Origin of the sequence: Thiorhodococcus fuscus (assembly GCF_042682685.1) — a bacterium.
Lineage (GTDB): Bacteria > Pseudomonadota > Gammaproteobacteria > Chromatiales > Chromatiaceae > Imhoffiella > Imhoffiella fuscus.
Window position 1 is genome coordinate 87,415 of record NZ_JBHUHX010000047.1, and the last position, 20,796, is coordinate 108,210.

The window sequence follows — 20,796 nt, forward strand, 5'->3', positions numbered from 1 at the left end:
CGCGACTCAACGAGGTCGTGCCCTCACCAAAGACCTGAGCGCCTCGAACAACGAATCGCGCAACTCGTCCAGGGTCTTTAGCCGCGAGACGGCCAGATCTTCCCGTCCCTGCCATTTGAGATCCAGGATCTCGTTGGCGCGCTCATGTATCCGGCGATGCTGGAGTTCGACCGTCTCGAACGACGGCCGGTCGCCGTAGCGAACGCGCCCCTCGCCATAGAGCCAGCGACCGAAACGACAATGAGATACATGCATGGGCGGCGGCAGCATGCGGCCGTACAACACCACATCCTCGAGCTTGCGCAGCCAGGCGCGATGCTCGACCTGGGCGAAGATCACCGGCAAATCCTCGCGGGCCACCCGAGACTCTGTCGACCACACCACAGGAGGTCGCCAGGCGCAGGCCCAGCCGGGTAGATCGGCCCCCGGCATGGGCACCGCGATCCCATAGCCCTGCGCCAGTTCGCAGCCGAGCTGAAGCAGCAAACAGCCGTGCTCGACCGTCTCCACGCCCTCGGCGATCGCATCGCGCTCGAACGCCTTGGCGAGACCCAGCACCCCTTCCAAGATCGAAAGATCGTCCGGATCGTCGAGCATGTCGCGCACGAAGGTCTGATCGATCTTGAGCGAGGCGGCGGGGAGACGCTTCAGATAGGTGAGCGAGGAATAGCCGGTCCCGAAATCGTCGAGCGCGAACTGCACCCCGATCTCGCGACAGGCATCGATCACCTGGGACACGCGTTCGATGTCCTGCAGCGCGCTGCTCTCGACGATTTCCAGTTCGAGGCAGCTCGGATGAACCCTCGGATGCGTCGCCAGCAGCATGCGAAGGCACTCCATGAAATCCGGTCGCTGCAGTTGATAGGCGCCGAGGTTGACACTGACCGAGCTGTGGAGACCGGCGGCATGCCACTCCTCAAGCTGCTTCAAGGCGGCCTCGATCACCCACTCACCCAGTTCGACGGCGATTGCATGACCTTCGATCGGAGGAAGAAACGCGTTGGGCATCAGCATCCCACGCTCGGGGTGCTGCCAGCGGATCAACGCTTCGGCGCCGAAAACCTTGCCGGTACGCATGTTGACTTTGGGCTGGTAGTGCAGCACGAATTCGCGCCGCTCCAAAGCGGTGCGAATTCGGGCCAGACACTGGTGACGATCCATCTGGTTGAACGCCTGCTCGGGATCGAACAGCTGGTAGCTGTTCCTGCCGGCGAGCTTGGCCTGATACATGGCCTGATCGCTCTGACGCAACAACTGGTCGGCATCGACCTCACGCGCCTGGGGATAATGGGTGACACCGATGCTGACCGAGACCTGTAGCACCACATCGCCCAGCAGCACCGGATCGGACGCCGCCACCAGCAAACGCTCGAGCACGGCCTCGCCGGTCGAATCGTCGAGATCCAAGAGCACGGCGACGAATTCGTCGCCGCCAAGACGGGCGATCGTGTCGCACGAGCGCAGGGCCAAAGGCATGCGCCGGGCGAGCGCGACCAGGAGCAGGTCCCCCACTTCATGGCCATGGGTATCGTTGACGGCCTTGAAGCCGTCCAGATCCAGATAGGCGACCGTCAGACGCTTGCCGCGACGCTTGACCTGATCCATCGCCCGCAGCAATCGATTGACGAGAAGAACGCGATTGGGCAGCCCGGTGAGCGGATCGTAATGGGAGATGTAATCGAGATGACGCCGCTGCTCCTCCTGTCCACAGAGATCGGAGACGAGCCCGAGGCAATACCGGCGCGCACCCTCTGGATCGCGCACGGCGGTCATGATGAGCGTCACCGGAAAGAGCCGGCCATCCTTGCTTCGGCTCCAGACCTCTCCCCGCCAATGGTCCTTTTCGGTGAGTTCACGCCACATGGCTGCGAACAGCTCGGTCCCATGAATACCGGAAACGAGGGTCCTCGCATGGCGTCCGAGGATCTCCTCGCGCGCATGCCCCATGATCTGGGTGAAGGCTTCGTTGCAATCCAGAACGACGCCTTCGCCGTCTGTCACGAGGACGCCCTCGCGCGCATATCTGAATAGGACCTGCGCAAGCGAAGGGCACTGCGCGAAGCAGCCCCCTCCAACCGCATGCCCCCCACCCTCTAACCGTTCATCGACCGCCCCTGTCGGTCGTCCATGCATCGCCAGCGCAGACGCCGGGCGATCATCCGGGAGAGTTCCCCGATCGCGCTTTTCCATTCGCTCACCACAGTGGATTCCGGCCGCAGGAGCAAGGCGGTCATTCGTAACGGTCGCATCCGGGGGAACGGGATGCAGGCAGGAGGATCAAGGACAGGCGTTTAGGGTCCAGGATCACGAACAGGTCGATCACAGGCGGATGATATGCCACACACAGATGGAAAATCACACATCAAGTCGTCGCGTAATAACATGCGATCCGGCCGAGATTCAACCCAACAGATCCGTCGACGCGCTGACGGTGCGCCACCAGGAGTGCGGTCGCGCGTCCTGTGGACAGGATGCGGCGAACGTGGAATCACAGGCCGCCCGATCCAGCCGAACCAGCGGCCAGGTCACCCAATCTCACCTTTGCTTGCGCGACCTGGGCCACCGGATGCCGACGACGGCTTCACCGGCAGGGGCTTGAGGTCGTTCACGAGCGACCAGGCGCTCAGCACGTCGCCAGCCACATCCCGCACCTTGCGCCGCTCGTTGCGTGAGCGCTCCCGCATCGAGTCGAAAGCCTCCTGCCGCCCGATACGATGGCGCTCCATCAAAATACCGATCGCGACGTTGACGAGACTGCCCGTGTCGACCGCGTTGGTCAGACGCCGTTTCTGCTCGACCAACTCCCGAATCTCGCGCGCGCGTTCCAGCGCAGCCCTGATGGTCGGGATGGCACGCACCACGTCGATGGGCTTGACCAGATAGCCCAAGGCCCCTCGGGCGATCGCCTGTTCGACCGAGTCATAGTCGTCGTAGGCGGATAGAAAGAGGACGGGAATCCCCATGTCACGCATGAACTCCGCCGTCTCGATGCCGGAGAGCCCCGGCATACGCAGATCGAGCACCGCCAGATCGGGCGGGGCCTTGCGCGCCTTCATCAAGGCCTCCTGACCGGAGGCGGCCAATTGCACCACGAAGCCCGCATCCCTGAGCCCCTTGCCGAAGGTCGCCAGAACGACCTCGTCGTCGTCTACGAGCAACAACGTCGATGTTTGCATGTCACACTCTTCTTATTAAGACGTCCCGTTCATGAGAACCGATGTCTCCGCACCAGCAATGGGGGTTCGATGATCGCGGTCGCCATGACCCGGCCAACGCCACCGGAAATGGACAGCGACGCCCCCTGACGCGGAAGCATATCCCGCAGCAGGCCGAGTCCGGTTCCAAGCCCTTGGCCGGTTTCAAAATCGAACCCTGGAGGAAGAACGCCCGAGTTGGCGATGGTGAGAACGAGCCGTCCCTGGTCGTCTCTGAGGGTTAGCTCGACGGAATCCTGGTCCGATCCCGAGGTGCTGCATTTGACGGCATTCATGAGAAGTTCATTGATCACTAAGGCCAAGACCACAGCCTTGTCGCGCACAATGCAGAGTTCGCTGTCGATCTCGCTCCCCGCCACCATGCGAATCGGGACGGGGCTGAACCCCCGGACGTTGGATACTATCGCGTCGAACATCTCGCGGAAACACACGTCCGCGCCCATCTCCCGGCTTTGCAAGCCGTAGACGGTCGCAATGGATTGCACCTGTGCGATCGCCTCGCCGATGATCCCGGCACAGTCCGCATGATTGACCCCACCCAGAGAAAGCAGTCCCATCAGCCCCTGGAGATGATTCTTGATGCGATGATGCACCTCGCGCACCAAGACGTCGCGCTGACGCTCCAGATGCGCCAAACGATCGCGTTCGGCGCGCTGACGGTCAGTGATGTCGTGGATGACGTGAATGCGACCGCAAAGCAGGCCCTCATGATCGAAAAGCGGGGATGTGGTGACGCGCAGTAGACGTCCCTGTCCATTCTCCTCGATCTCGGCCACGCAGGTGCGCCCACCCTGGATCGAAGAAATCTGCTCGCCATCACAACCATCTGTCTCGTCGGGAAAGGCGCGATGCAGATCGGAGAGCAGTCCCTCGATGGAGGCGTCGAGACGCTCGGCGCAGGCACGATTGACCTTGAGCAGACGCCCCTGAAGATCCTGAATCAGGATCGGATCGGGAACCGTGTCGAAGGTCTTGGACCACTCCTCGTTGGCGCGGCGCAAATCCTCCTCGACCCGACGCTGCTCGGTGAGATCGATAGCGGTCCCGAAGATCTTGAGCGGGTCGCCGTGGAGATCGCGTATCAGGCTGCCACGGAAGCAGAGCGCGCGTATGCCGCCACCCCGGGCGCGCACCCGCAACAGGCGATCGACCTCCGTCAGCTCTCCCAACTCCAGCTGCCGACGAATGTCAGCAGTGATCGCTTGGTCCTGGGGATGGATGCAATCGAGCCAGCAGTCCATTTCGGTGCCGTCATCACCGCAATCCCGTTCCATGATGCGTTGCAGAACAGGATCGACGAAGACCGTCCCAGTCCGCAGATTCCACTCCCAGACACCGACCTTGCCCGCCTCGGTGGCCAGTGCATAGCGACGCTCGCGTTCGACCAAGCGGCGACCGATCTCGGCCTTCTCGATCGCGGCCCCAATGACCCCGGCCGCCGACTGAAGCGCCGAGACCTCGGCCAGAGACCAGACCCGCTCCTCGCGACAGTCGTCGAATCCGAGGAAGCCTGAGAAGGCCGCATCGACGAAGAGTGGAACCAAAAGGGTCGATTTGATACCCAGGGGCACGAAGAAACGGCCCTCTGCCTCCGAATAGGTGCTCTGCCCGCAGGTCACGGTGTCTCCACGACACAGGGTCTCGTAACTGGTCCCGAGACCCTCGGCGTACCAGTCGAATTCAAGCGTTCGATGCCCCGCGAGATCAGCACTCAGATCCTCGGAACACCAGTCGAAGCTCTGGGTGCACAGCGGCCGGCCATCCGACGTCAGCGAATGCTCGACCAGATAGGCGCGACTGACCCCGGCGGCCATTCCGAGTTGCCCCAATGCGTCGCCCATAATTTCGGTCCAGCGATCGGTCGTCAGGAACAATCGCGAAAGACTGGCAACCGCACTCAGAATGCGCCCCCGACGCTCCAGCTCCGCCTCGATCAGCCGGTGGTGGGTGATGTCCCGGACCAGGGAGTAGACGCCGAGCACCTTGCCGTTTTCGTCGCGATGCGGAACGTAGATACCCTCGAAATACAGCCGACCATGCGTCTCGTGTTCGAAAGAATAGCGACAGCTAACCTCCCTGCCCGCCAGCGCGCGCTCCAGATAGCCGCAAATCTGAGCGTAGATATCCGGCCCGACCGCCTCGACCACCGGCCGCCCGATGAAACAATCGCGCCCCTTCCCCGAGAGGCGCGTATAGCCCGCATTGACGAAAACGTACCGCTGCTGGTCGTCGATATAGGCGATGAGGGCGGGCAAGGCGTCGGTGATGAGTTTGAGCTGACGTGCGTTGCGCTCCAGCGCCTCTTCCGCCCGTCGACGATCGGTGTTATCGCGGATATGGATGATACAGCCCTCGACGCGCCCCTCCTCCCCCATGGAAGGCGTCAGCCTGATTTGCATGAATCTGAGCCCAACGTTCGGCTTATCCACCCACTCGTCGATCTGCACGCGCTCTCCAGCCAGACAGCGATCGAACCTTGGCTTGACCTCGTTCTCGAAGTGATCCCGCCCGAGCAGCTCGGCGGCCGAATGGCCGATGACTGCCTCATACGTCTTGCGATACAGCCTCAGAACGGCGTCGTTCACCCATTCGTAGACATAGTTGCGATCGACCAGGGCGATGAGGTCGTCGGTGAAGGACATGAGCTTGCGGTATCTGGCCTCGGACGCGGCGAGCGCGCGCTCCAGATCGCGGCAACGCGTCCGCTCCCGCTGCAGTTGCGCGTTCAGTTCGGCGAGCATCTCCTCGCCGAGATTCAACCCCGATGGATTCTGATGGTCCGACCTCCCTGTCCCTTTCGTGTGGCTCATTGGATCAAGTCCTCATGATCGACTCGATGGCGGGACGAAGCCCTCGCCCGGACGCCGGGCGCTAGAGCGCCCCCGGCGGCACCGGGTGCGCCGATTCCGATCAGTCAGGGTATTCGTCGGCCCGCCGTGCGTCTCCGCGCACCTTATCGGCCGGATATCTGCGTTCGTTGATGAGGATCTTCTCCTCGGCGGCGGCAATGAGATCGACATCGAGCCGCTCGGAGAGACGAACCAGATAGAGCAGGATGTCGGCCAGCTCATGCGAGACCTGGCGCTTTTTGTTCTCGTCCAACGCCGCGCTCTGGGCTTCGGTGAGCCACTGGAAATGTTCCAGGAGTTCGCCCACCTCGCCGGCCAAGGCCATGGCGAGGTTCTTGGGCGAGTGGAACTGCTCCCAGTCGCGCTCTCGGGCAAAGCGCAGCAGACGGGCGTTGAGCCGACCCAGGCTATCGGGCCGATCCGGACTGTCAGTCATGAGCCAGACGCTCGCGGGCACGGCCGATGGCGGCCCGAACCTGAGCGGGAGCCGTGCCTCCGATGTGATCGCGCGCAGCGACCGAACCCTCCAGGGTCAACACCTCGAACACGTCCTCGCCGATTTCCGGGGAGAACTGCTGGAGTTCGGCCAGGGTCAGCTCGGCCAGGTCACGTCCCTCGCGCACGCCGAGCGCCACCGCCTTGCCGACGATCTCGTGCGCATCGCGGAACGGAATGCCCTTGCGGACCAGGTAGTCCGCGAGATCGGTCGCGGTGCTGAAGCCCTGTTTAGCGGCCGCGCGCATACGCTCGCGGTTGCAGCTAACCTTAGCCATCATGTCCGCGTACACCTTGAGCGACCCCTTGAGGTTGTCGACGCTGTCGAACAGCGGCTCCTTGTCCTCCTGGTTGTCCTTGTTGTAGGCCAGCGGCTGGGCCTTCATCAGGGTCAGCAACCCCATGAGATGCCCGAAGATGCGCCCGCTCTTGCCGCGCACCAGTTCGGGCACGTCCGGGTTCTTCTTCTGCGGCATGATCGAGGATCCGGTGCAGAAACTATCGGACAGATCCACGAATCCGAACTGAGCCGACGACCACAGAATGAGTTCTTCGGAGAAACGTGACAGATGCATCATCAGGATGGCTGCATCGGCGGTAAATTCGATGGCGAAATCTCGGTCGGAAACGGCGTCGAGCGAGTTCTCGGCCGGACGGTCGAAATTCAGCAGTTGGGCCGTGTAATGACGGTCGATCGGATAGGTGGTGCCGGCCAACGCGGCGGCGCCGAGCGGCATGACGTTGAGCCGGCGACGGCAGTCGGCCAGACGCTCGCGGTCACGATCCAGCATCTCGAACCACGCCAGCATATGGTGACCGAAGGTGATGGGCTGCGCGACCTGCAAATGGGTGAATCCGGGCAGGATCGTGTCCGCCTCGCGTTCGGCCAGATCCAGCAAAGCCCGCTGGAGACGCTGGATTTCGGCGCGAATGGTATCAATTTCATCGCGCAGCCAGAGACGCACGTCGGTCGCCACCTGGTCGTTGCGTGAACGTCCGGTATGGAGTTTCTTGCCAGTGCTGCCGATATCCTGAGTCAGGGCCGACTCCACGTTCATGTGGACGTCCTCGAGCGGGATCGACCAGACGAACGTTCCGGCGTCGATGCGCGCACGCACCGCCTCCAGACCGGCAACGATGGCATCTCGCTCCGACTCGGTCAGGATGCCCTGACGGGCAAGCATGGTGGCATGGGCGATGGAACCCTGAATGTCGTAGCGGTAGAGCCGCCGATCGAAGTCGACGGAGGCGGTGAATGCCTCGACGAAGGCATCGGTGGGTTCGTTGAAACGTCCCGCCCAAGGCTTTGAGGATGGATTGGAATCTTGCATCTGTCGTTCCAGCAAAAGGCAAAGCGCTGATTCTACACGCTCGATTTCACTGAAGAACGCCATCCGCCGAAACCAAACGTAACGTGTAAGACCCTAAGCGATAGCAGGACAGATCCAAGGCCGCTCGACCAAGCGGTCGGCATAGATCAGAAACTTGTTCAATAAGGGAAAATTAGCGCGCGTCGGCTCGAACATGAAGACCCGACGCCATGGAAGAGGAGGATCCGCATGAAGATTTTCGTGGTTGACGACGACTCTCCAACCCGCAAGCGCATCAGGCAGTTGCTGGCGAAAACCGATGGTCGACACGAGTTTGCCGGCGAGGCATCTGACGGCTGGGAGGCGATCGCCCGATGCCGGGTCCAACCGGTCGATCTGGTCTTTCTGGACACTCAAATGCCGGGACTGAGCGGCTTCGAGGCCGCGCATCATCTCGCCAAACTGGACAAGCCGCCAACCGTCGTCCTCATGACCTCAGAGCAACCGCTCCCGCCTCAAACCAACGGATACGAGATCGCAGGCTGTCTTTGCAAACCCGTGCGGCCTGAGCGGCTGGAGGAAATCTTGCAGGTCGCCAGCCAATCACTCGCAGCGCATCACACTCAAGAGCCGTCGCACGACTGTCCCATGACCTACCCGACTCGACGCGGTCGAATCACAGCCCAATACCGAGGTCGGATGCGCTCGGTGGATCTCAGCGACATCATCTATCTGCGCGCCGACCAGAAATATGTCACGGTCCGGCATCTCGGCGGCGAGCTCCTGGTGGACGAATCGCTGCGTTCACTGGAACAGGAGTTTCCGGATCTCTTCGTGCGTATCCACCGCAACGCCCTGGTGGCGCGCAGTCGCTTCCACGGATTGGAAAAGGACCCGAACGGCGCAACCTCGGTCCGTCTTCGCGACTGTCAGGATCGCCTGTCCGTCAGCCGCCGGCACCTCGCCGAGGTCCGTCGCTGGCTGAGTCAGCGCGATCGCCAGGCCGGCTAGAGCGCCACCACCAGAAGAGCGCTGCGAGCGATCCGATCCAGGCGGCGGCCAGCCAGCCGATGGTGCCGTCATAGTCGCCGACCAGGAAACCAAGATCCGAGGCCGGGTTGCCGTCGGAGACACGACGCGTCATCTGAATCGCAAAGACCCAACCGGCATGCATCCCGATACACCAGCCGATGTGTCCGCTACGCTCGCGTACCAGCGAGAGAAAGACACCGACCGCGAAGAGCGCGACCAGCGAATCCAGGTTCTTCCATTGGAAGAGATCCGCGAAGGCATGGACGAACATCCACAGAGCGCCAAACCAGTCGAAGGCCATCCCATCGGGCAAGGCACCCGGCTTCATGAAGTGCAGCACCGCGTAGAGCGCCGAGGACCAGAGCACCGCCGAGCGCACCCCGTCGCGGCCGCGAATCGCCGTGTAGAGCGCCCCGCGAAAGAAGGTCTCTTCGAGCACCCCGATCAATAGCCCGCCAATCAGCGCCTGAATCCCCTTTTCGACCAGTCCCGGCCAGATGACGAGCCCCGGATCCAGAACACGGATCTCCAGGGTCATCAAGACCGCCACCAGAGCGCCGAGGATCGCCAATCCCACCAGCCAGCCGAGACCGATGCGACGCAGCATGAATGCGCCCGTCGGCCGATAGCCGAGCGCCGCGCGGTCATCGAGCCGCAGAAACGCCAGCAAGGGCCAGAGCCCGGCCAGGATGAACACCTGCGCCAGGCGCCCCATGACGCGATGCGCGTCGATCGCGATCCAGCCCGTCGCCATCAGTGGATAGGTCAACAGTGCCGCCAGCAGAAAACAGGCGAACAGATAGGCGAAAAAGAGGGCCGTCATACGCATGGTGTCATTTGCCTGGGATCGTCCAATGGGGCGCAAGCCCGGTTTGCGGCGCTGATCGCATGCGGCCAAGCCGAAAGGATGAGGGGCTCGTCAGCCAAACGAATCCGATAGCGTAAGACGCTCGCATGGAGCGAACGAGATGCAGCAGGACCAACGCCTGGAGACTGGATTCTACCACGCGGGTCGCTCGGCACCCGTGCATGGGGACCGCCGCCAAACTTGATCGAAATCTTGCCGATCAGAGACTTCGCGGTTAACCTCGCCGCGTTAAATGCTGTCTGGGGCGGTTGGATTCTCTGAATCCCTAGGTAGAAGCCTGCGTGGTCCCTGCACCGAGCGAGGCATCCGCTGGACTGATCGCCAGCGCCATCGGTGCATTCATGGCGAAGCTGTCCCGGCGAACGGCGACGAATCCGAACCACGCAATCTGATGGAGCCTTGTTCTAATGAGTGAGAGCACGTTAATGATCGAGAGCCTGCGCCTGATGGGCATCGGCATGGGCATCGTCTTCGGCTTCTTACTGCTTTTGGTCGGCATCCTCAGGCTGGTCTCCTTGATCGCACAGCGCATCGCACCAGCCGAGCCGCAACCCACCCTGAGCCCGAATCCACTCCCGAACGCCTCGACGCCCGAATCGGATGACCTGATCGCGGTCATCAGTGCGGCCGTCGCGCGCTACCGTCGGGGCCGCTGAGGTCGGCTGGCCCGCGCCAAGTCCCGAACCCTCACCGACAGCGCCCACCCCATGCCGAGCGGCAGGGGTCGGCGCGAACACGCAGAAACATGCCATGAATCAGAACATCCCACTCGGTATTACCGAAGTCGTCCTGCGCGACGCCCACCAGTCCCTGCTGGCGACCCGCATGCGAATCGAGGACATGCTCCCGATCGCGGAGAAGCTGGATCAAGTCGGTTACTGGTCGATGGAATCCTGGGGCGGAGCCACCTTCGACGCCTGCATCCGCTATCTCGGCGAGGATCCATGGGACCGTCTACGCCAGCTCAAGGCCGCGATGCCACGCACGCCGCAGCAGATGCTGCTGCGCGGTCAGAATCTGCTGGGCTACCGCCATTACGCCGACGATCTGGTCGAGAAGTTCGTCGAACGCGCGGCGCTCAACGGCATCGGCGTCTTCCGCATCTTCGACGCCATGAACGACCTGCGTAACCTGGAGCAGGCCGTCCATGCCGCGCTGAACACCGACGCCCACGCCCAAGGCACCATGTCCTACACGGTCAGCCCGGTCCACGATATCGACTACTGGGTCGATATGGGCCGACGGCTCGAAGACATGGGGTGCCACTCCATCTGCATCAAGGACATGGCCGGACTGCTGCGCCCTTACGTGGCCGAGCAGTTGGTGACCCGGCTCAAGGAGACCTGCTCGATCCCGATCGCCATGCAGTGCCATGCCACGACAGGCATGAGCACGGCCACTGCGGTCAAGGCCGCCGAGGCCGGAATCGACATGATCGACACCGCCATTTCCTCGATGAGCATGACCTACGGACATTCCCCGACCGAGTCCGTGGTCGCCATCCTCCAGGGCACGGATCGCGACACCGGGCTCAATCTCAACCTGCTGGAAGAGATCGCGGCCTATTTCCGCGAGGTGCGCAAGAAATACGCCCGCTTCGAGGGCTCGCTCAAGGGCGTGGATTCGCGCATCCTGGTCGCCCAGGTCCCAGGCGGCATGCTCACCAACATGGAGAACCAGTTGCGCGAGCAGGGTGCCGAGAATCGACTCGACGAGGTGCTGGCCGAGATCCCCAAGGTGCGCGAGGAGCTGGGCTATCTACCCCTGGTCACCCCGACCTCGCAGATCGTAGGCAGCCAGGCGGTACTGAACGTGCTCACTGGCGAACGCTACAAGAGCATCACCAACGAAACCGCCGGCGTCCTCAAGGGTGCCTACGGAGCGACCCCCGCTCCGGTCGACCCGGAATTGCAGGCGCGCGTGCTGCAGAATGGCGAGGAGCCGATCAGCTGCCGTCCGGCCGACGATCTGCCGCCCGAACTCGACCGCCTCACCGAGGAACTCGAAGGCATCGCCCGCGAGCGCGCCCTCAAACTGGTCGATCAGGTCGTGGACGATGTGCTCATCTACGCCATGTTCCCCCAGGTCGGACTCAAGTTCCTCGAAAACCGCAACAACCCCGATGCCTTCGAGCCGCGTCCCTGGGAGATCCAGGAGGCCGCTCCGGCACCCGCCGCGCCAGCCGCACCGGCCAGCGGTCCCGAGCAGTATCGGATCGAGGTCAACGGCCGCGCCTATGACGTGCGCGTCTCGCCCCAGGGCAGCGTCGATTCGGTCGGCCTGAGCGCTGCACCGACGGCCGCTCCGGCCGCCGCATCGGCGGGGACGCAGGTCGTCGAGACGCCACTCGCCGGCAACATCGTCCGGCTCTGCGTCACGCCAGGCCAGACGGTCGCGGCCGGCGACGTCGTCATCATCCTTGAAGCCATGAAAATGGAAACCGAGGTCCGGACCCCCTGGGCCGGACAGGTCGCCGAGATCCGGGTCAAGGAGGGTGAAACCGTCGCCCTTGGCGCACCGCTGCTGGTACTGGGCTGATAGCTATGGACGCGATCGACAAACTCTGGGTCTCCATGGGCATCGCCAACATGGAGTGGGGGCAGGGCCTGATGATGGCCATCGGTTGCCTGCTCATCTATCTGGCAATCGCCAAGAAGTTCGAGCCGCTGCTCCTGGTCCCGATCGGTTTCGGCGCCCTGCTCAGCAACATCCCGATCGCCGGCATCGGCGGCCCGGACGGCATGATCGGACAGATCTACCACGTCGGCGTGGAAACGGGCGTCTTCCCCCTGCTGATCTTCATGGGGGTAGGCGCACTGACCGATTTCGGTGCGCTCATCGCCCGGCCATCGACCCTGCTGCTGGGCGCGGCCGCCCAGTTCGGCATCTTCGCCACCCTGATCGGGGCGGTGGCGCTCAACTACCTGCCTGGATTCGACTTCACGCTTCAAGAGGCCGCATCCATCGCCATCATCGGCGGCGCAGACGGCCCCACGGCCATCTTCCTCGCCTCGCGCCTGGCGCCCGACATGCTCGGGGCCATCGCCGTTGCGGCCTATTCCTACATGGCGCTGGTGCCCATCATCCAGCCGCCGATCATGCGCGCCCTGACCACCAAGCAGGAACGGGCCGTGGTCATGCAACAGCTGCGTCCGGTGTCGCGTCTCGAGCGCATCCTCTTCCCCTTCGTGGTGCTCATCCTCTGCGCCCTGCTGCTGCCCTCGGCGGCGCCGCTGATCGGCATGCTGACCTTCGGCAACCTGCTGCGCGAGGCCGGTGTGGTCGAACGTCTGAGCCGCGCGGCCCAGAACGAGATCATCAACACCGTCACCATCATGCTCGGCCTGGCCGTCGGCTCCAAGCTGTCGGCCGACAAGTTCCTCGCGGTCGAAACGCTCGGCATCCTGGTCTTGGGCGCCCTCGCCTTCTGCATCGGCACGGCGGCCGGCGTACTCATGGGCAAGGTCATGTACCGTGTGACGGGCGGCAAGGTGAACCCATTGATCGGCGCAGCAGGCGTTTCGGCGGTTCCCATGGCGGCCCGAGTGGTCAACAAGGTCGGATTGGAGGAAGATCCCCACAACTTCCTGGTCATGCACGCCATGGGACCGAATGTTGCCGGGGTCATCGGCTCGGCGGTCGCGGCCGGCGTATTGCTCGCCTTGACGGGAAGCTGATCCGATCCGCGTCGAACGCCCGATCCTCCGATGTCGGATCGGGCGTTCGAGCGGAGGACTGTCACCAGCGGCCCCCTGACGACGTATCCCTTCGCGCCGCCCCTATTCAAATACCCGCTGGTAAGAGAAAACGATGATCGACATCGAATGGGACAACAAATTTTCCGTCGGACATGAGCGTATCGATCACGAGCATCAGGTCTTTCTCGACCTGATCAAAAACGTCTCGCTCTGCGACGACGAGAATATGCCGCGCGAGCGCGTCTTTCGCCTACTGACCGAGATCGGGAAATACGCCGATTTTCACTTCTACAGCGAAGAGAACATCATGCTCGACGCTGACTATCCGGATTACGAGGCGCACAAGTGCGAGCACAGCATGCTGCTCTGCAAACTCTATGACTACATTCACCGCTACCGAGTGGAGGACATCGACCTCGGCAGCATGGTCGAGTTCCTGTTCGAATGGTTTGCCTTGCACACCACAGGCTCGGACAAGCGGCTGGTGAACTATATCCAGCGTTGAGACTGCGGCCCCTCAACAGCCGCCCGGCCACTCTGCGTATCCCGGATGAAGCGCGAGCGAAATCCGGGATGCCCCCGCTCGGACCGGCCGACTTGAGGCGACAGCTTCCGCACAACGCCTAACCCGATGGCGGCCCCCCACCCACATCGTTCGTTCCCGGATCCCGTCCATCTCGACCACCGAACGCGCGCCCGAGAAAGCGGAACAGACGCCCAATCCCACGCCAGATCTTGGGTATCAGCCAGATCAGCAACGCCAGAAAAACCGCCAGCAGGATCAGAAAGACCACCGGATGGCTGACGGCGAGCAGCAGACCACCCACGACCCCAGCATCCTCGCCGAACGAAGCGGCCCAGTTGGTGAAGGGCTCGGGAGAGGCGTTGATCAGAACCCGACTGCCGGCCTTGGCGAAATGCGAGGCGGCGGCGAGCCCACCCCCCATGATGGCGGCCGCCACATCCGCTCCCGGTCCCAAATCGCCAGCTGCGCCCGAGGCCAGCATGGCACCGGCCGGAATCCGCACGAAGGTGTGGAGCGAATCCCAGGCGGTATCGACGCCCGGAACCTTGTCGGTCACGAACTCGACCAGATACATGAAACCCGCCGCAAACAGAACCAGGGGATCCATCAGGATATCCAGTCCAGGCGGCAGATCGACCGTCCCGGTAGCGCCGAGCAATCCGAGCAGCAGGATGGTCGCATAAAGGTTGATTCCGCTCGCCCAGCCCGCGCCCAGGGTCAGAGCCAGCGTCTGTGTCATCTCGTCCACGGCAATACCTCGCAACACGCATGAAATCGCCCGATTCCGACCGGAGATCCGATCACCGCAATGAAAGAACCGGATCCAGAACGGGGCGTTGCGGAACTCCGCCCATCCTGGAAGATCCGATCGATCCTGTCTATCGCCACGCGCCGAACACCTCCGTATACCGCCGTGTGACAGCGCGTAGGTCCCGCTCGAAATCGTCTTAAAATAGCCTGAACCTCGAATCGGGCCTCAAGGAGTCTCCGACATGTCTCGAATCATCGCCTTTCTCGTCGCTTTTCTGTTGATCGTCTACGGAGTCTGGCCTTACTACACCATCTTCCGGCTGGACCGCGCGCTCGCGGAGACCGATCCAGCGGCCATCGCCCCCTTCGTGGACCTGCCCGCCATCCGGCAATCGCTCAAACAGCGTCTCGTCGAAGGCGTCAGCGCCGATTTGCCTCAGGGAACCGACAACAGCAATCCGATCGTCGGCCTGCTCGCCCAGGGGCTGAGTCAGATCGGCGATCAACTACTGGAACAGGGTCTTGACCTGACCGCCGTCCGTAACCTGCTGCAGGCCACGGCGACGCAGGCGACCGATCGCCGGCCGGCCTACTTCATCGCCGGTATCCACTGGGCCTTCTTCAGCGCGTGGGACCGTTTCGAGATCCGGCTCGGGGAGGGTGACAGCAAGACCCGAATCCTCATGCAATTGGAGGGCGTGGACTGGAGAATCACCGATATCGGCGGCTGACCCGGACACGACGAGCCGTTCGTCCTCCAGCATTGAAGAGGCGATTGGATTGGGCTCGCACTCCCCTCACCTGCCAGGGATACCCCCTAACCAGCCCGACCCAACGGCGGCTGAAACGGCGTCTCGGTCTCGCCCCATGGGGCGGATCAGCGACAGGAGCGGAACGCCCCGGCGAGGCTTTCGCTGTAAACTCGCTTCGTAACAATCGCAGCCGAAGATCCCTGCCGCCGCGCCAGCACAGGGACCTTCACACACGCATCACGACACGGGAGACATCCGAACGATGAACGAAGTCAACAAGATCGAGGCAATCAAGAACTCGGCCCTTGGCGCCGAACTCGACCCGGACGAATGCCAGGTCCTGGCCGACCGCATGGGAGCAATCGCCCTTGCGGCAGGCGACACCCTGGTCGAGGAAGGCGACGAGCGCCACACGCTCTTTCTGCTCGCCACTGGGAGACTCTGCGTCTGTCGGCGTGTCGGCACGAGCGAGGAGATCGTCCACCAGATGCGTCCCGGCGAATGCGCCGGCACCCGCGCCTTCGTCGACCGTTCGGTCCGTAAGGCCGGTCTGCGCGCCGAGATCGACAGCCAGGTGATGACGCTGGAGCCCGTCGACTTCGAGGCGCTGATCGACAGCCACCCGCGCCTGGTATTCAAAATGATGCGTGCCATCTTCCGCATCACCCACAGCAACCTGATGCGCATGAACCGCGAAAGCGCCGAGATGCGCAACTATCTGCTGAAGACGGGCGGACGCTACTGATCTCGAATCATTGCCATGACGGACTCCCGGCGGATCCGCGTGCTGCACACCTCGGACTGGCACCTAGGCCGCACACTGCACGGCCGCAAACGTGACGACGAATTCGCAGCCTTTCTCGACTGGCTGATCGACACCGTCGAGCTTGAGGCTGTCGAGGTGCTGCTGATCGCCGGCGACATCTTCGACACCAGCGCGCCGAGCCACCGGGCGCAGGCGCTCTACTACCGCTTTCTCTCCCGTATCGCATGCTCGAACTGCCGCCACCTGGTCGTGATCGCCGGCAACCACGACTCGCCATCCTTTCTCGACGCGCCCAAGGCGCTTCTGCGCGAACTGGACGTCCATGTGGTCGGGGCCGTCAGCCAGGAGACGGGCGACGAGGTGCTGGTCCTGCGCGATCCGGAGGGACGGCCCGAGCTCATCGTCTGTGCCGTGCCCTATCTGCGCGACCGCGACATCCGCCAATCGGAGGCCGGCGAGACCATCGAGGACAAGGAACGCAAGCTGATCGCCGGCATCCGCGAACACTATGCCGAGGTCGCGGCAGCGGCGGAGAGCGTCCGCTCCGATCTGGGCCTGCGGATTCCGATCGTCGGCATGGGCCATCTCTTCACCGCCGGCGGACGGACCCAGGACGGCGACGGTGTGCGCGAACTCTATGTCGGCTCGCTGGCACACCTCTCGGCGGACATCTTCCCGGAGTGTTTCGACTATCTGGCACTGGGACATCTGCACGTCCCGCAGCGGGTCGCGGGCTCCGAGACCATGCGCTACAGCGGCTCGCCGCTGCCGATGGGTTTCGGCGAGTCAGGCCAGATCAAACGTCTCTGTCTGGTCGACCTGAGTCCCGGGGAGACCCGAGTGAGCGAACTGGAGATCCCGGTCTTCCAGACGCTCGAACGCATCCGGGGCACATGGGAGACCATCGAGTCGCGCCTGTGCGAGCTGACGGCCGACGAAAGCCGGGCCTGGATCGAGGTGGTCTACGAGGGCGAGACCCTGATCGGCGATCTGCGCGAGCGCCTGAACGAGATCGCCGCCGACACCGGGCTGGAGATCCTACGCATTCGCAACGAGCGTCTTCTGGCCCAGTCGCTCGAAACGATCCGTCTCGACGAGACGCTCGCCGATCTCGGACCAGCTGAGGTCTTCGACCGCTGCCTGGAGAGCCAGAAGATCGCGGCCGACCAGCGCCCAGACCTCGTGCACTGCTACCGCGCGATACTCGCCGACCTCGACGACGCCGATCCGCTGGCCCGTCAGTGATCCTTGCGAACAGCGTTCGCGCGTGCCCAGGCGCATTCGAATCGGCAACCCTCCACACACCAATCGAACTGGACCGCCGATGCGAATCCTGCGGATACGCTTCAAGAACCTCAACTCGCTCACCGGCGCATGGGACATCGATCTCACCCATCCGAGCTACGGCGCCGACGGCATCTTCGCCATCACCGGTCCGACCGGCGCCGGCAAGACCACCATCTTCGACGCCATCTGTCTCGCGCTCTATGCCCGCACGCCGCGTCTGAACCGGATCGGCAAGGGGGCCAACGACATCATGTCGCGCCGCACCGGCGACTGCTTCGCCGAGGCCACCTTCGAGACCCAGTCGGGCCGCTACCGCTGTCACTGGAGCCAGCACCGGGCCAGGCGCAAACCGGACGGCGAGCTACAGAACCCCAAGCACGAACTGGCCGACGCCGACAGCGGCGAGATCCTGGAATCCCAGCTGCGCGGAGTGACCGAGCGCATCGAGTCGCTGACCGGAATGGACTTCGACCGTTTCACCCGCTCCATGCTGCTGGCACAGGGTGCGTTCGACACCTTTCTGCGCGCCGCCCCCGACGACCGCGCGCCCATCCTCGAACAGATCACGGGCACCGAGATCTACAGCCGCATCTCGATACGCACCCACGAGCGCAACCGAGAGGAGCACAAACGGCTCGAAACCCTGAACGCCGAGCTGGCCGGAATGACACCCCTGAGCGAGGACCAGGAGCGCGAATCCCGCGAGCGCCTGAGCCACTTGCAGGCCAGGGACGCGGACATGAGCGCGCGGCTCGATCAGAGCCGCCAGGCGATCCTCTGGCTCGACGAGATCGCCAGACTGGAGCGCGCGTCCGCGAGCATCGCCGAGCGCTGGAAGGATCTGGGCGTGCGTGAAGAGGCGTTCGCACCGGAGCGGCAACGACTCGACCGGGCCAACCGAGCGCTCGAACTGGCCGCCGACCATGCCGGATTGAACGGATTGCGCGACCAACTCGAACAGGATCGGAGAGCGCTGACCGAGGACCGATCGGCGCTCCCCGCGCGCGAGCAGGCGCTGACCCAGGCCCGACAGGTACTGAGCCAAGCCGAATCGGCCCTGACCGAGCGCCGAGCCGAGCACGCCCGGATGACGCCGATCCTGAACGAGGCGCGCACGTTGGATGCACGCCTCGCCGAAAAAGACGGCCCCATCGCAACAGCCTCGAAGTCGCTCGCAGAACGCCAGGCCGCGCTCGCCGCACTCCGCGCCCAACAGGAGCGGGATGCGCTCGACAGCGAACGGCGCGATCTCGACAGCCGACTCGAACGACTCGCCGAGACCAAGGCCGATGCGAGACGTGGAGCGCTCCAAAGCATCGAGGACGTCCTCGGTCAGAAACGCGACCAGCTCGATACGCTTCTGGGACAGCGCGCTATCGCGGACTGGCGCAACGACGGCGAGGCCCTCCAAGCACGCTCGCGCTGGCTGGACGAGCTGAGCGAAACGGCCAGGATGCTGCTGGAGACACAGCGGGCACTCAAGACGCTCACAGACAGGCAGATGGCGTTGACCCGTGACGAGGGAGAAACCGCCACAGAGATGCGAACGGCGAGCGAAAAAGCCGACGCCCTCGAACGCGAGCAGCACCTGATCGAAACCCAGCTGATACTGGTCCGACGCATCGACAGCCTCGAAGCGCAGCGTCGCCAACTCGCCGACGGCGAACCCTGTCCGCTCTGCGGCGCCACCCATCACCCCTACGCGGAAGGCAACCTCCCGCAACGCGAGGAGGCGGCCAGCCAACTCGAACGGGTGCGCATCGAGTCCAAACAGATCGACGAGCGCATCATGCGGCTCAAGGTCAAACGGGCAGAAATCGCCAAGGAATTGGACCTGATCGCAGGCCGCCATGCCGAATTCCTGCAACGGATCGCTGAACGAGAAACGCGCATCGCCGAACTCCAATCACGACTCGAAATCGCCGAAACGGATCTGGATCGCCTGATCGCAGAGATTCCACGCCTTAAGGAAACGACCCAGACCGATCTCGCGCGCTCGACCGAGGTTCTTGCACAGATTGAGGCACTGGAGCGGGAGATCCGCTTCCACAAAGCGATGCTGGAGACCGCACGCGCCTGCATCATGGCGATCGAGCAGAGCGAGCAGCTTGAGGCGCTGCAGGCTGAGCGCGACGCACTGGCCGAACAACGCCAGACACTGCTGCCAGACGCGGATCCCGACACCGAAGGGAGGCGACTCGACGAGACGGTCCGCTCGGCCCAGGCCGCACGGGATGCCGCCCATCTGAGCCAGAACGCGTCCGCCCGGGATCTCGACCTGCTACGCAGCCGCATCACCGCACTCGCTCAGGCCATCGCGGTCCGGACCGAGCGCGCCCAGATATCCGAGGATGCATTCGTCGCACGACTCCTGAAGGCCGGATTCAGCGACGAGCCCGACTATGTCGCTGCCCGTCTGAACGAAGAGGAGCGTGCGGCCATTGCCGAGCGGGCAGAGGGTCTGGCGCGCGAGCGCACCGAGCTGAATGCGCACGAGCGCGAAACGACGACGCGCCTAGCGACCGAACGCCAGCGCGCGCTCACCGATCGGTCCCGTGCCGATCTTGAAGAGACGGTCACGAGGCTCGATACCGAACGCAACGCGCTCCACCAGGAGATCGGCGGTCTAGGTCAACGGCTGGGGGACAATGCGCAGCTCAAGACGCGCCAGCGCGAACGGCTCGACGCCCTTGCCGCGCAGCGGATCGAATGCGCGCGCTGGGACCGATTGCACCAGCTCATCGGCTCGGCCGACGGCAAGAAGTACCGCAACTTCGCCCAGGGCCTGACCTTCGACATCATGATCGGCCACGCCAACCGTCAGCTCGAGCGCATGAACGACCGCTACCTGCTGATCCGCAACCAAACCCAGCCGCTCGAACTCGACGTCATCGACAAGGATCAGGCCGGAGAGATCCGCTCGACCAAGAACCTGTCGGGCGGCGAGAGCTTCATCGTCAGCCTCGCGCTGGCGCTCGGACTCTCTCAGATGGCCAGCCAGACGGTGCGGGTCGACTCGCTCTTCCTCGACGAGGGCTTCGGCACGCTCGACTCGGAGGCCCTCGAAACCGCGCTGGAGACGCTGGCGGGACTGAGACGCGACGGCAAACTGATCGGCATCATCTCGCACGTCCCGGCGCTCAAGGAACGCATCGGCACCCAGATCCGGGTCACGCCGATCCGAGGAGGACGCAGCCGGATTCAGGGGCCAGGCTGTCGGGAAGCGAGCTGATCCAGCCGCCAGCGAT

General features: G+C 63.6%; 16 protein-coding genes. 9 read left to right on the forward strand and 7 right to left on the reverse strand.

The features are described 5' to 3' along the window. Positions 1–6: 6 nt before the first annotated feature. From ACFSJC_RS15570 to argH, 5 genes are all read right to left on the reverse strand, one after another. Entirely contained in the window at positions 7–2,190 is a 2,184-nt protein-coding gene (locus ACFSJC_RS15570) for an EAL domain-containing protein (RefSeq protein ID WP_386028015.1), read from the reverse strand. Between the two features lie 335 nt (positions 2,191–2,525). Further along, positions 2,526–3,176 (reverse strand): ANTAR domain-containing response regulator, encoded by a 651-nt coding sequence (locus ACFSJC_RS15575; protein ID WP_386028017.1) that lies wholly within the window; start codon positions 3,174–3,176, stop codon positions 2,526–2,528. A gap of 29 nt (positions 3,177–3,205) precedes the next feature. Beyond that, positions 3,206–6,025, reverse strand: a complete 2,820-nt coding sequence (locus ACFSJC_RS15580) for a PAS domain-containing protein (RefSeq protein WP_386028018.1) — start codon at positions 6,023–6,025, stop codon at positions 3,206–3,208. Positions 6,026–6,125: 100 nt separating this feature from the next. Beyond that, a complete protein-coding gene (locus ACFSJC_RS15585; RefSeq protein ID WP_386028020.1) occupies positions 6,126–6,500 on the reverse strand; it encodes a nucleotide pyrophosphohydrolase in 375 nt (124 codons plus the stop codon). After that, positions 6,493–7,890, reverse strand: a complete 1,398-nt coding sequence (gene argH, locus ACFSJC_RS15590; protein ID WP_386028021.1) for an argininosuccinate lyase — start codon at positions 7,888–7,890, stop codon at positions 6,493–6,495. The genes ACFSJC_RS15585 and argH overlap by 8 nt, the downstream gene beginning before the upstream one ends. A 228-nt stretch (positions 7,891–8,118) precedes the next feature. Here argH and ACFSJC_RS15595 point away from each other — a divergent pair, with 228 nt between their 5' ends. Further along, complete coding sequence (locus ACFSJC_RS15595; protein WP_386028023.1) at positions 8,119–8,880, forward strand: LytR/AlgR family response regulator transcription factor; 762 nt, start codon at positions 8,119–8,121, stop codon at positions 8,878–8,880. On the opposite strand, the gene ACFSJC_RS15600 is transcribed toward ACFSJC_RS15595, so the two are convergent. Next, entirely contained in the window at positions 8,816–9,730 is a 915-nt protein-coding gene (locus ACFSJC_RS15600; RefSeq protein WP_386028025.1) for a CPBP family intramembrane glutamic endopeptidase, read from the reverse strand. The two genes, ACFSJC_RS15595 and ACFSJC_RS15600, sit on opposite strands and share 65 nt — an antisense overlap. A gap of 446 nt (positions 9,731–10,176) precedes the next feature. Here ACFSJC_RS15600 and ACFSJC_RS15605 point away from each other — a divergent pair, with 446 nt between their 5' ends. From ACFSJC_RS15605 to ACFSJC_RS15620, 4 genes are all read left to right on the forward strand, one after another. Beyond that, positions 10,177–10,425, forward strand: coding sequence for an OadG family protein (locus ACFSJC_RS15605; protein WP_007040962.1), 249 nt, complete (start codon positions 10,177–10,179; stop codon positions 10,423–10,425). A gap of 94 nt (positions 10,426–10,519) precedes the next feature. Further along, the gene (gene oadA / locus ACFSJC_RS15610) at positions 10,520–12,307 is read left to right on the forward strand and encodes a sodium-extruding oxaloacetate decarboxylase subunit alpha (RefSeq protein ID WP_386028027.1); all 1,788 of its coding nucleotides are present in this window, start codon (positions 10,520–10,522) and stop codon (positions 12,305–12,307) included. A gap of 5 nt (positions 12,308–12,312) precedes the next feature. Beyond that, positions 12,313–13,446, forward strand: a complete 1,134-nt coding sequence (locus ACFSJC_RS15615) for a sodium ion-translocating decarboxylase subunit beta (RefSeq protein WP_386028028.1) — start codon at positions 12,313–12,315, stop codon at positions 13,444–13,446. A gap of 133 nt (positions 13,447–13,579) precedes the next feature. After that, positions 13,580–13,972, forward strand: coding sequence for a bacteriohemerythrin (locus ACFSJC_RS15620; RefSeq protein WP_386028030.1), 393 nt, complete (start codon positions 13,580–13,582; stop codon positions 13,970–13,972). Between the two features lie 118 nt (positions 13,973–14,090). On the opposite strand, the gene ACFSJC_RS15625 is transcribed toward ACFSJC_RS15620, so the two are convergent. Continuing rightward, the gene (locus ACFSJC_RS15625; RefSeq protein WP_386028143.1) at positions 14,091–14,732 is read right to left on the reverse strand and encodes a DUF4126 domain-containing protein; all 642 of its coding nucleotides are present in this window, start codon (positions 14,730–14,732) and stop codon (positions 14,091–14,093) included. A 253-nt stretch (positions 14,733–14,985) separates the two neighbouring features. Between ACFSJC_RS15625 and ACFSJC_RS15630 the strand changes: the two genes are divergently transcribed. From ACFSJC_RS15630 to ACFSJC_RS15645, 4 genes are all read left to right on the forward strand, one after another. Beyond that, complete coding sequence (locus ACFSJC_RS15630) at positions 14,986–15,474, forward strand: DUF2939 domain-containing protein (protein WP_386028031.1); 489 nt, start codon at positions 14,986–14,988, stop codon at positions 15,472–15,474. 283 nt (positions 15,475–15,757) lie between these two features. Further along, positions 15,758–16,240 carry a Crp/Fnr family transcriptional regulator gene (locus tag ACFSJC_RS15635; protein ID WP_386028032.1) on the forward strand — a complete coding sequence of 161 codons (483 nt, stop codon included), beginning with the start codon at positions 15,758–15,760 and terminating at the stop codon, positions 16,238–16,240. 15 nt (positions 16,241–16,255) lie between these two features. Then, a complete protein-coding gene (locus tag ACFSJC_RS15640; RefSeq protein ID WP_386028034.1) occupies positions 16,256–17,506 on the forward strand; it encodes an exonuclease SbcCD subunit D C-terminal domain-containing protein in 1,251 nt (416 codons plus the stop codon). A gap of 79 nt (positions 17,507–17,585) precedes the next feature. After that, entirely contained in the window at positions 17,586–20,780 is a 3,195-nt protein-coding gene (locus ACFSJC_RS15645) for an AAA family ATPase (RefSeq protein WP_386028035.1), read from the forward strand. The last annotated feature ends 16 nt before the right edge of the window (positions 20,781–20,796 follow it).

Bases quoted from the DNA above. Each gene is read 5' to 3' on its own strand.
- ACFSJC_RS15595 (WP_386028023.1), top strand. From the start codon at position 8,119: ATGAAGATTTTCGTGGTTGACGACGACTCTCCAACCCGCAAGCGCATC.
- ACFSJC_RS15575 (WP_386028017.1), bottom strand. From the start codon at position 3,176: ATGCAAACATCGACGTTGTTGCTCGTAGACGACGACGAGGTCGTTCTG.
- ACFSJC_RS15640 (WP_386028034.1), top strand. From the start codon at position 16,256: ATGACGGACTCCCGGCGGATCCGCGTGCTGCACACCTCGGACTGGCAC.
- ACFSJC_RS15570 (WP_386028015.1), bottom strand. From the start codon at position 2,190: ATGGAAAAGCGCGATCGGGGAACTCTCCCGGATGATCGCCCGGCGTCT.
- ACFSJC_RS15625 (WP_386028143.1), bottom strand. From the start codon at position 14,732: ATGACACAGACGCTGGCTCTGACCCTGGGCGCGGGCTGGGCGAGCGGA.
- ACFSJC_RS15635 (WP_386028032.1), top strand. From the start codon at position 15,758: ATGAACGAAGTCAACAAGATCGAGGCAATCAAGAACTCGGCCCTTGGC.
- ACFSJC_RS15585 (WP_386028020.1), bottom strand. From the start codon at position 6,500: ATGACTGACAGTCCGGATCGGCCCGATAGCCTGGGTCGGCTCAACGCC.
- ACFSJC_RS15580 (WP_386028018.1), bottom strand. From the start codon at position 6,025: ATGAGCCACACGAAAGGGACAGGGAGGTCGGACCATCAGAATCCATCG.
- oadA (WP_386028027.1), top strand. From the start codon at position 10,520: ATGAATCAGAACATCCCACTCGGTATTACCGAAGTCGTCCTGCGCGAC.
- ACFSJC_RS15605 (WP_007040962.1), top strand. From the start codon at position 10,177: ATGAGTGAGAGCACGTTAATGATCGAGAGCCTGCGCCTGATGGGCATC.
- ACFSJC_RS15620 (WP_386028030.1), top strand. From the start codon at position 13,580: ATGATCGACATCGAATGGGACAACAAATTTTCCGTCGGACATGAGCGT.
- argH (WP_386028021.1), bottom strand. From the start codon at position 7,890: ATGCAAGATTCCAATCCATCCTCAAAGCCTTGGGCGGGACGTTTCAAC.
- ACFSJC_RS15600 (WP_386028025.1), bottom strand. From the start codon at position 9,730: ATGCGTATGACGGCCCTCTTTTTCGCCTATCTGTTCGCCTGTTTTCTG.
- ACFSJC_RS15645 (WP_386028035.1), top strand. From the start codon at position 17,586: ATGCGAATCCTGCGGATACGCTTCAAGAACCTCAACTCGCTCACCGGC.
- ACFSJC_RS15630 (WP_386028031.1), top strand. From the start codon at position 14,986: ATGTCTCGAATCATCGCCTTTCTCGTCGCTTTTCTGTTGATCGTCTAC.
- ACFSJC_RS15615 (WP_386028028.1), top strand. From the start codon at position 12,313: ATGGACGCGATCGACAAACTCTGGGTCTCCATGGGCATCGCCAACATG.